Annotated in this window: 10 protein-coding genes; 8 read left to right on the top strand and 2 right to left on the bottom strand. The window is 69.7% G+C overall.

The window, feature by feature from the left end:
• Nucleotides 1–774, top strand: a 774-nt coding sequence (locus tag AC1D15_RS12440) for an urease accessory protein UreD (protein ID WP_477826213.1), incomplete at its 5' end; no start/stop codon positions are given.
• Between the two features lie 10 nt (nt 775–784).
• Here AC1D15_RS12440 and AC1D15_RS12435 read toward each other — a convergent pair.
• Entirely contained in the window at nt 785–2,359 is a 1,575-nt protein-coding gene (locus tag AC1D15_RS12435) for an AbfB domain-containing protein (protein ID WP_477826212.1), read from the bottom strand.
• Between the two features lie 182 nt (nt 2,360–2,541).
• On the opposite strand from AC1D15_RS12435, the gene AC1D15_RS12430 reads away from it, so the two are divergent.
• Together AC1D15_RS12430 and AC1D15_RS12425 are read left to right on the top strand one after the other, a co-directional pair.
• On the top strand, nt 2,542–2,769 hold the full coding sequence (locus tag AC1D15_RS12430) for a hypothetical protein (protein WP_047506772.1): 228 nt from the start codon (nt 2,542–2,544) through the stop codon (nt 2,767–2,769).
• A 135-nt stretch (nt 2,770–2,904) separates the two neighbouring features.
• The gene (locus AC1D15_RS12425; protein WP_477826211.1) at nt 2,905–3,384 is read left to right on the top strand and encodes a carboxymuconolactone decarboxylase family protein; all 480 of its coding nucleotides are present in this window, start codon (nt 2,905–2,907) and stop codon (nt 3,382–3,384) included.
• Here AC1D15_RS12425 and AC1D15_RS12420 read toward each other — a convergent pair.
• Complete coding sequence (locus AC1D15_RS12420; protein WP_477826210.1) at nt 3,377–4,372, bottom strand: LysR family transcriptional regulator; 996 nt, start codon at nt 4,370–4,372, stop codon at nt 3,377–3,379. The two genes, AC1D15_RS12425 and AC1D15_RS12420, sit on opposite strands and share 8 nt — an antisense overlap.
• Nucleotides 4,373–4,530: 158 nt before the next feature.
• Between AC1D15_RS12420 and AC1D15_RS12415 the strand changes: the two genes are divergently transcribed.
• From AC1D15_RS12415 to AC1D15_RS12395, 5 genes are all read left to right on the top strand, one after another.
• On the top strand, nt 4,531–5,280 hold the full coding sequence (locus AC1D15_RS12415) for an SDR family oxidoreductase (protein WP_477826209.1): 750 nt from the start codon (nt 4,531–4,533) through the stop codon (nt 5,278–5,280).
• Nucleotides 5,277–5,771, top strand: coding sequence for an Ohr family peroxiredoxin (locus AC1D15_RS12410; RefSeq protein ID WP_477826208.1), 495 nt, complete (start codon nt 5,277–5,279; stop codon nt 5,769–5,771). The genes AC1D15_RS12415 and AC1D15_RS12410 overlap by 4 nt, the downstream gene beginning before the upstream one ends.
• Nucleotides 5,772–5,822: 51 nt before the next feature.
• Nucleotides 5,823–6,704, top strand: coding sequence for an RNA polymerase sigma-70 factor (locus AC1D15_RS12405; protein WP_477826207.1), 882 nt, complete (start codon nt 5,823–5,825; stop codon nt 6,702–6,704).
• Between the two features lie 42 nt (nt 6,705–6,746).
• Entirely contained in the window at nt 6,747–7,148 is a 402-nt protein-coding gene (locus tag AC1D15_RS12400) for a TA system antitoxin ParD family protein (protein WP_477826206.1), read from the top strand.
• Nucleotides 7,149–7,178: 30 nt separating this feature from the next.
• The coding region (locus AC1D15_RS12395) for a hypothetical protein (protein ID WP_477826205.1) at nt 7,179–7,494 on the top strand (316 nt) is incomplete at its 3' end.

The raw sequence follows: 7,494 nt of genomic DNA, 5'->3' as shown, positions 1-7,494 counted from the left end.
GTCCACGACCGACACAGCGGGCCGTTGCGCGTCCTGCAAAGCCTCCATCCCGAAGGCCCCGGGATCTGCCACAACGTGCTGGTGCACCCGCCTGGCGGCATCGTCGGCGGGGATGTGCTGGCGATAGAAGCCACGCTCGACGCCGGCGCCCATGCCCTGATCACGACGCCGGGCGCGACGCGCTTCTACCGCAGCCTCGGCGAAACGGCCGTGCAGAGCCTGACGGCGCGCGTGGCCGAGGGTGCGCGCCTCGAATGGCTGCCGCTGGAGACGCTGTGCTACCGGCGCACGCTGGCCGAGAACCGCATGCGCTTCGAGCTGGAACCCGGTGCCGAGATGATCGGCTGGGACGTGCTGGCGCTCGGGCTGCCGGCCAGCGGCGAGCTGTTCGATGCAGGCCGCTACACGCAGCAGATCGAGCTGCCGGGCGTGTGGCTGGAACGTGGCACGGTCGATGGCGAGGACCGGCTGCTGCTCGATTCGCCGGTGGGCTTCGCGGGGCACAGCGTGCTCGCGACGATGTGGTTCGCTGGTGGCTCCGCATTGGCGGGCGCGCGGCGGGAGGTGTTGATCGATGCGGCGCGCGAGCAGCTCGAGGCACACGCGCTGCGCGCCACTGCCGGCGCGACGTCGCCGCATGACGAGGTGGTCGTGGTGCGGGTGCTGGCGCACCGCGTCGAGCCGGCGATGGAGCTGCTGACGGGCGTGTGGAAGCGCTGGCGAGAGATCGCGTGGGCGTTGCCTGCGCAGGTGCCCCGGGTGTGGCGCACCTGACGGACCCGGATCAACGGCTCAGCCTGATCCAGTTCAGGTTCCACCCGCCCTGCAGCGCCTTCACCGCGATCTGCTGCTGCCCGGCGCTCAGCTGCACCTGGTGCGAGACCGTGGTCCAGTTTTGCCAGCCGCCGGTCGACGGCACGCCGAGGCTGCCGTACACCTGCGTGCCGCCGGCGCGCTCGAGCTGCAGCACGCCGCCGCCGCTCTGGCTCGCGACGCGGTACTGCACCGTCCAGGTACCGGCGCTGGGCACGTTCACGTCCCACACCACCCAGTCGTTGGCGTCGATGTAGCCGAGGTTCTGGCCGCCTTCGGTGCAGGCTTCGGCCGTCATGCCCTGCATCACCGCGTAGTTCTCGGCCTCCAGCGTGATCGCCGAGCCCTGCAGCAGCGGCGTGCGCGCGAAGGTGGCGTCGTTGCGGTCACCGTCGCTCGCGATGCTCTCGACGTACAGCAGCGAGTTGCGGTGGCGCAGGTAGCGGCCGGGGAAGTTCCACGATTCGAACGAGGTCGCGCCGGCATTGGCCAGGCCCGCGCGCTGGTTGAAGGTGGCGTCCTGGCGGAACAGCGTCGAGTTGTCGTTGGCATCGAGCCAGACCTCGCCGTTGCGATGGCGCAAGTAGCTGTTCGGATAGTTCACCGACTGGAACGAGACGCCGCCGCCGGCCAGGCCCGGCACCATCGTCCAGTTGCCGTCGGCGATCGGCGAGACGCTGCCGGCCGGGTCGATGCGGCCGCGGCTCGCCTGGTGGCGGATCACGTTGCCGTTGATGTTCTGGCTGGTCCAGGCCGCCTGCGTCGTGGTCGCGGTGCCCGGTTGGTAGACGCGCACGTAGTCGACCAGCATGCGCGCCGGCAGCGCCCCTTCGTCGATGTTGAAGCCGGGCCAGTTGCCGCCCACCGCCATGTTCAGCAGCAGGAAGAAATCGCGCTGGAACTCATCGGTGCCGCCGGCGTTGTTGCTGATGTCGATCACGTGGTACTGCGCGCCGTCGACGAACCACTTGATGGTGTTCGTGTCCCACTCGACGGCATACACGTGGTAGCTGTTGATGCTGGTGGCCACGTGCCCGCCGTACGACGCGTAGCTGCCGTTGGCGGCCTGCCAGTGCACGGTGCCGTAGACGTCGGCGCCGGTGTTGATCTGCTCCATGATGTCGATTTCGCCCGACGCAGGCCAGCCGACCGTGCTGATGTTGCTGCCCAGCATCCAGAACGCCGGCCAGGTGCCCTGCTTGCCCGGCAGCGCAATGCGCGCCTCGATGCGGCCGAACTTGAAGCTCTTCCTGCCCTGCGTCTTCATGCGCGCCGAGGTGTAGCGCATGCCGCCGAAATCCTCGCGCTTCGCGGTGATGACCAGCGCGTCGTTCTCGACCGTCGCGTTCTCGCGCCGGTAGTACTGCTGTTCGTTGTTGCCCCAGCCGCCCGAGCCGGTGCCGGTCTCGAAGACCCAGTCGGGGCTGATGCTGCCGTGGAATTCGTCCTGCCAGACGAGCTGCCAGTTCTGCGCGAACGCGAACGGCGCGCTGAGCAGGCCCATCAGGCCCAGCAGCAGCGCAAGCAAAGGTCGCAGTGTTCTCATGGTGTCCTCCAACGTGATGTGTGTGGCGATCGGCGCGGCTGCCGGGCACTCTGACGGTGCCCATCGCCGGATCCTAGCGGTTTTGCAAGCGGTTTCATAAAGCACCACCTTGCAACGCGCCGCAGCCGTGCGCCAGGGGTGGCACGATGGCGATCCGAACCACTCACCCAGGGAAACCACCCATGAACGCCACCCACACCAGATCGGGCATCACGGCCGAACGCATCGCGAAGAAGTTCCAGGGCCTGGCCCAGGCCAACGGCTGGGGCGACAACGCCGACGTGCAGGCCTTCGGCGCGCTGCTCGAGACCTTCTCGGAGGCGGTCGACGGCGAGCTCGATGCGCTGAAGATCCAGCTCACCGACGTGGCCGCGCAGGTGCGGGCGCTGACGCAGAAGCCTTCGCCCTGATTGGTGCCCCGCGGTCAACACCGTGGTCCCCGCCGCATGCCTTCCGCGGCGCGGACCCCGCTCCTACGATTTGCCCCATTCCGCACTCAGCAGAAACCGGGCACCCCAGCCGCACTGGGGCTCAAGGAGCATGTGATGACCCAACGCATCAACTACGTCCACCAGGCGCCCGAACTCTTCAAGAAGTTCGTCGAGTTCGGCGGGCTGGTGAAGGACAGCAYGATCGAGGAGAAGATCCACGACCTGGTCTCGATCCGCGCCTCGCAGATCAACGGCTGCGGCTTCTGCCTCGACATGCACATCAAGCAGGCGACGATCCACGGCGAGCGCCCGCTGCGCCTGCACCACCTCGCGATCTGGCGCGAATCGACGCTGTTCGAGCCGCGCGAACGYGCCGCGCTGGCCTGGACCGAGGCGCTGACCACGCTGGCGCCGCACGGCGTGCCCGACGACGTGTACGAGCGCGTGCGCGGCCAGCTGTCCGAGAAGGAACTGACCGACCTGACCTACGCGGTGATGAACATCAACGCATGGAACCGCATCAACGTCGCGTTCCGCACCGTGCCGGGTTCGTCGGACACCGCGTTCGGCCTCGACAAGGCCAGGCTCAGCTGACCCCCGGCACCGCCCCGAACGGCGGGCACTCGAGGTCGAGCGCGCGCGTCTCGGTGGTCATGTGGTCGATGAACACCCGGATGCGCGCCGGCAGCTGGCGCCGGCTCAGCCAGCACAGCCAGTGGCCGCGGTCGTCCGGCGCCTGGCCGCCCAGGCAGGACACCAGCTCGCCGCTGCGCAGCAGCTCGCAGGCCTGGTAGGCGGCCACCTGCGCCAGGCCCTGGCCGTCGAGTGCCGCCTGCAGCGCCAGCTCGACATCGTTGAAGGTGTGGCGTGACGGCGGCACCAGCTTGCGCGGCTGGCCGTCGACCTTGAACTCCCAATCGCGCACCCGCCCGGAGGCCAGCCGCACGTTGATGCAGTGGTGCGCGGCCAGCTGGTCGACGCTGCGCGGCAGGCCGTGCCGGCGCGCGTAGGCGGGCGACGCCACCACCAGCACCTGCATCGGCACCAGCTGCCTGGCGATCACCTGGCTGTCGTCCATGCGGCCGTCGCGGAAGGCCACGTCGATGCCGTCGGTCGTGAAATCGGCCGGGCGGTCGTCGAGCCGCAGGTCGAGCTCGATCTCCGGGTAGCGCGCCTGGAAGCCGCGCAGCAGCGGCGCCACCACCTTGCGGCCGAAGCCGGGCGCCGACGCGATGCGCAGCGGCCCGCGCGGCGGCCCCTGGCGCAGCTCGCGCATGTCGTCGAGCGCCTGCACGATGTGCTCGACGCCGACGCGGCAGTTCGCATGGAACAGCTCGCCCTCGCGTGTCAGCGCGGTGCTGCGCGTGGTGCGGTGGAAGAGCCGCGCGTCGAGCTGGGCTTCCAGCTTCTGCACGCTGCGGCTCACCGCCGAGCGGCCGATGCCGAGCCGCTCGCCGGCCTTCGCGAAGCTGCCCTCGTCGACGACGGCGATGAAGGCGACCACGCCGGCATAGCTGGCCGTGAAACTGGCCGCCAGCGTGTCGGCCGCGGCAGGGGAAGCGAGTGAGGTTGAGGCGTCCATGACCTGTAGAACACGCGAGCCCCCGGGTTTGTGACAGGCCGCCCCCAAAAAAGATTGGTGCGCGGCAGGCAACAGCGTGGTCCCTGCCGCAGGGCTAGTGCGGGCGGGATGCGCTCCCTAGCATCCGCTCCACCCTCCGCAACTCCTGAAAGCCCACCATGAAGATCGTCGTGATCGGCGGCTCCGGCCTGATCGGCAGCAAGCTCGTGCAACGCCTGGCCCGCAGCGGCCACGAGGTGCTCGCCGCCTCGCCCAATTCCGGCGTCAACACGCTCACCGGCGAAGGCCTGGCCGCCGCGCTGGCGGGCGCGAAGGTGGTGGTCGACGTGTCGAACTCGCCGTCGTTCGCCGACGACGCGGTGATGAGCTTCTTCCAGACTTCGACGCGCAACCTGCTGGCCGCAGCAGCAGCCGCCGACGTCGGGCACATCGTCGCACTGTCGGTGGTCGGCACCGAGCGGCTGCAGGCGAGCGGGTATTTCCGCGCCAAGGCAGCCCAGGAGGCGCTGATCAGGGCCTCGCCGCTGCCGTACACGCTGGTGCACTCGACGCAGTTCTTCGAGTTCCTCGGCGGCATCGCGCAATCGGGCACCGAGGCCGACGGCAAGACGGTGCGGCTGTCGCCGGCGTTCGTGCAGCCGATCTCGTCGGACGACGTGGCCGATGCGATGCACGACGTGGCGCTCGGCAAGCCGCTGCGCACGACGGTCGAGATCGCCGGGCCCGAGCGCATCCGGCTGGCCGAGCTGGTGCGGCGCTTCCTCGCCGCCAAGGACGACGCCCGCACGGTGGTCGACGACGCGCATGCGCGCTACTTCGGCGCCGAGATCGACGACGGCACGCTGGTGCCGGGCGACGGCGCGCGCCTCGGCACGGTGAACTTCGAGGCGTGGTTCGCCGCGCAATGACCCGCCTGCGCCCGCCGCCGGTCTCGCTGCTGGACAAATACCACGGGCCCGCGTTCGAGCCGCTGTACGAGACCACGGTGCGCGTGAGCGGCGGCGAGGCGCAGCACGGCCGCGCCTCCGGCATCGTGCGCTCGGACGACGGCGCGCTGCAGCTCGCGCTGCGGCTGCCCGCCGAACTGGGCGGGCCGGGCGGCGGCACCAACCCGGAGCAGCTCTTCGCGGCCGGCTATGCGGCCTGCTTCCATGGCGCGCTGAACCTGCTGGCGGCGCGCCACGGGATCGCGCTCTACGGCGCCGAGGTGGCGGTCTCGGTGGCCTTCGGCCGCGATCCGGTCGACGGGCTGCACACGCTGAGCGCCGAGGTGGCGATCGCCCTGCCCGGCATCGACCGGCCACTGGCCGAGGCGCTGGTGCGCCAGACCGAACGGCTGTGCCCCTACGCCAAGATGGCCCGCCAGGGCATCGCGAGCGTGGTGCGGCTCGCGCCGTGACCACGCCCTGCCGGCTTGTCACAGAATGGGTGACTCGAGCATCTGCCATCGATGGACACCGCCTCGCTCACCTTCAACGGCCTGCGCCCCCGGTTGCGGGGCATCGCCTACCGCATGCTCGGCTCGCTGGCCGAGGCCGAGGAGGTGGTGCAGGACGCCTGGTTGCGCTGGCACGAGGCCGACTACGTGGCGCGCGACGACCCGACCGGCTGGCTGGTCACTGTGACGACCCGGCTGTCGATCAACCGGCTGCGCGCCGCGAAGGTCCAGCGCGAGCACTATGCCGGCCTGTGGCTGCCCGAACCGGTGCTGACCGATGCGCAGGATTCTCCGGAGCAGATGCTGGAGCGCGCCGACGACCTGTCGGTCGCGTTCTTGCTGATGCTGGAGCGGCTCGCGCCCGAGGCGCGCGCGGCCTTCCTGCTGCGCGAGGTGTTCGATGCCGACTACGACGAGCTGGCCCGCACGATCGGCAAGAGCGAGGCGGCGTGCCGGCAGCTGGTGCACCGCGCCCGCGAGCAGCTGCGCGAGGAGCGGCCGCGCTTCGAGGTGTCGCCCGACACGCACCGGCGCCTGCTGGGGCGTTTCGCGCAGGCGCTGACCGGCGGCGATTTCTCGGCGCTGAAGGCGATGCTGGCCGACGACGCGGAACTGATCGGCGACGGCGGCGGCAAGGTGCCGAGCTTCGGGCGGCCGATGCTGGGCGGCCAGCGCATCGCGCAGCTGCTCTTCGCGGCGAGCCTGCGGCCGGAGGACGAGCAGCGCATCGAGCTCGCGCTGATCAACGGCGAGTGGGGGTTGCTGCGCTTCTTCCACGGCGCGCTGGAATCGGCGCAGTCGTACGAGACCGACGGCGAGCGCATCGTGCGCATCCATGTGCAGCGCAATCCGGACAAGCTGGTGCGGGTGGCGCAGGCGTTCGGAGGGTGCTGACGACTCCTTGTCATGTCGCAAAACGCCACATAAGATGGCCCCATGGCCAAATCGATCCGCGTGTCCGACGGCGTCTATGAACTTGCGGCTGCAGCCGGCGAGGCGGTGCACCGTTCTCTGGCGGAGCAGATCGAGTACTGGGTGCGCCTGGGTGCGGCCCTCGATGCGGCCGGCATCACGATGGAAGAGTCGCTGCTGTTGCTGCAGGGCGACCCGGGCGTCAAGGACCGGATCCTGGCGCACATCACGTCGGAGCCGGGCAAGACCCGCCGGCGCAAGACGTACACCGGCGCGGCATCGATCACCGCCAGGAAGGCGGAGTTCGAGCGCGCCGTCGAACGCGGCGAACGCGATCCGGAAAGCCTCTTCCTGTTCTCACGCGAACGGGTGAAGGCGGCCAAGGTCACCGAGCGCCTGCCGGCCAAGCCGGGCAAGGGGTGGTGACGCGGCGCAGGGCAGCCGAAACACCATGGCATGTGGTGGATCTCGGCCGAGGAATTCGTCAACGTCGACGTCATCTTCAAGGTGATCGGCCTCGACGCGAAGAAGGTCTTGCAGCGCGCGATGCACATCGAGTTCGGCCAGCACGGCTTCCTGGTGATGCATCCGCTCGACCTGCTCTGCAGCCGCGCGGCCAACCTGCATGAGCTGCCGGACAAGAAGAACGAGAAAGGCGCGCTGCAGTTGTCGCTGGCGATCGAGGTCGCGCGGAAGTTTCTGCAATCGGAGGCGGTGCTGGCATCACCCGCCGACACCGCCGCCGGCCGCAGCCCCCTGCAGACTCTCGTGT

This window comes from Rhizobacter sp. P2_H2, from assembly GCF_056403375.1.
This window is presented reverse-complemented; position numbering and strand designations above follow the sequence as displayed.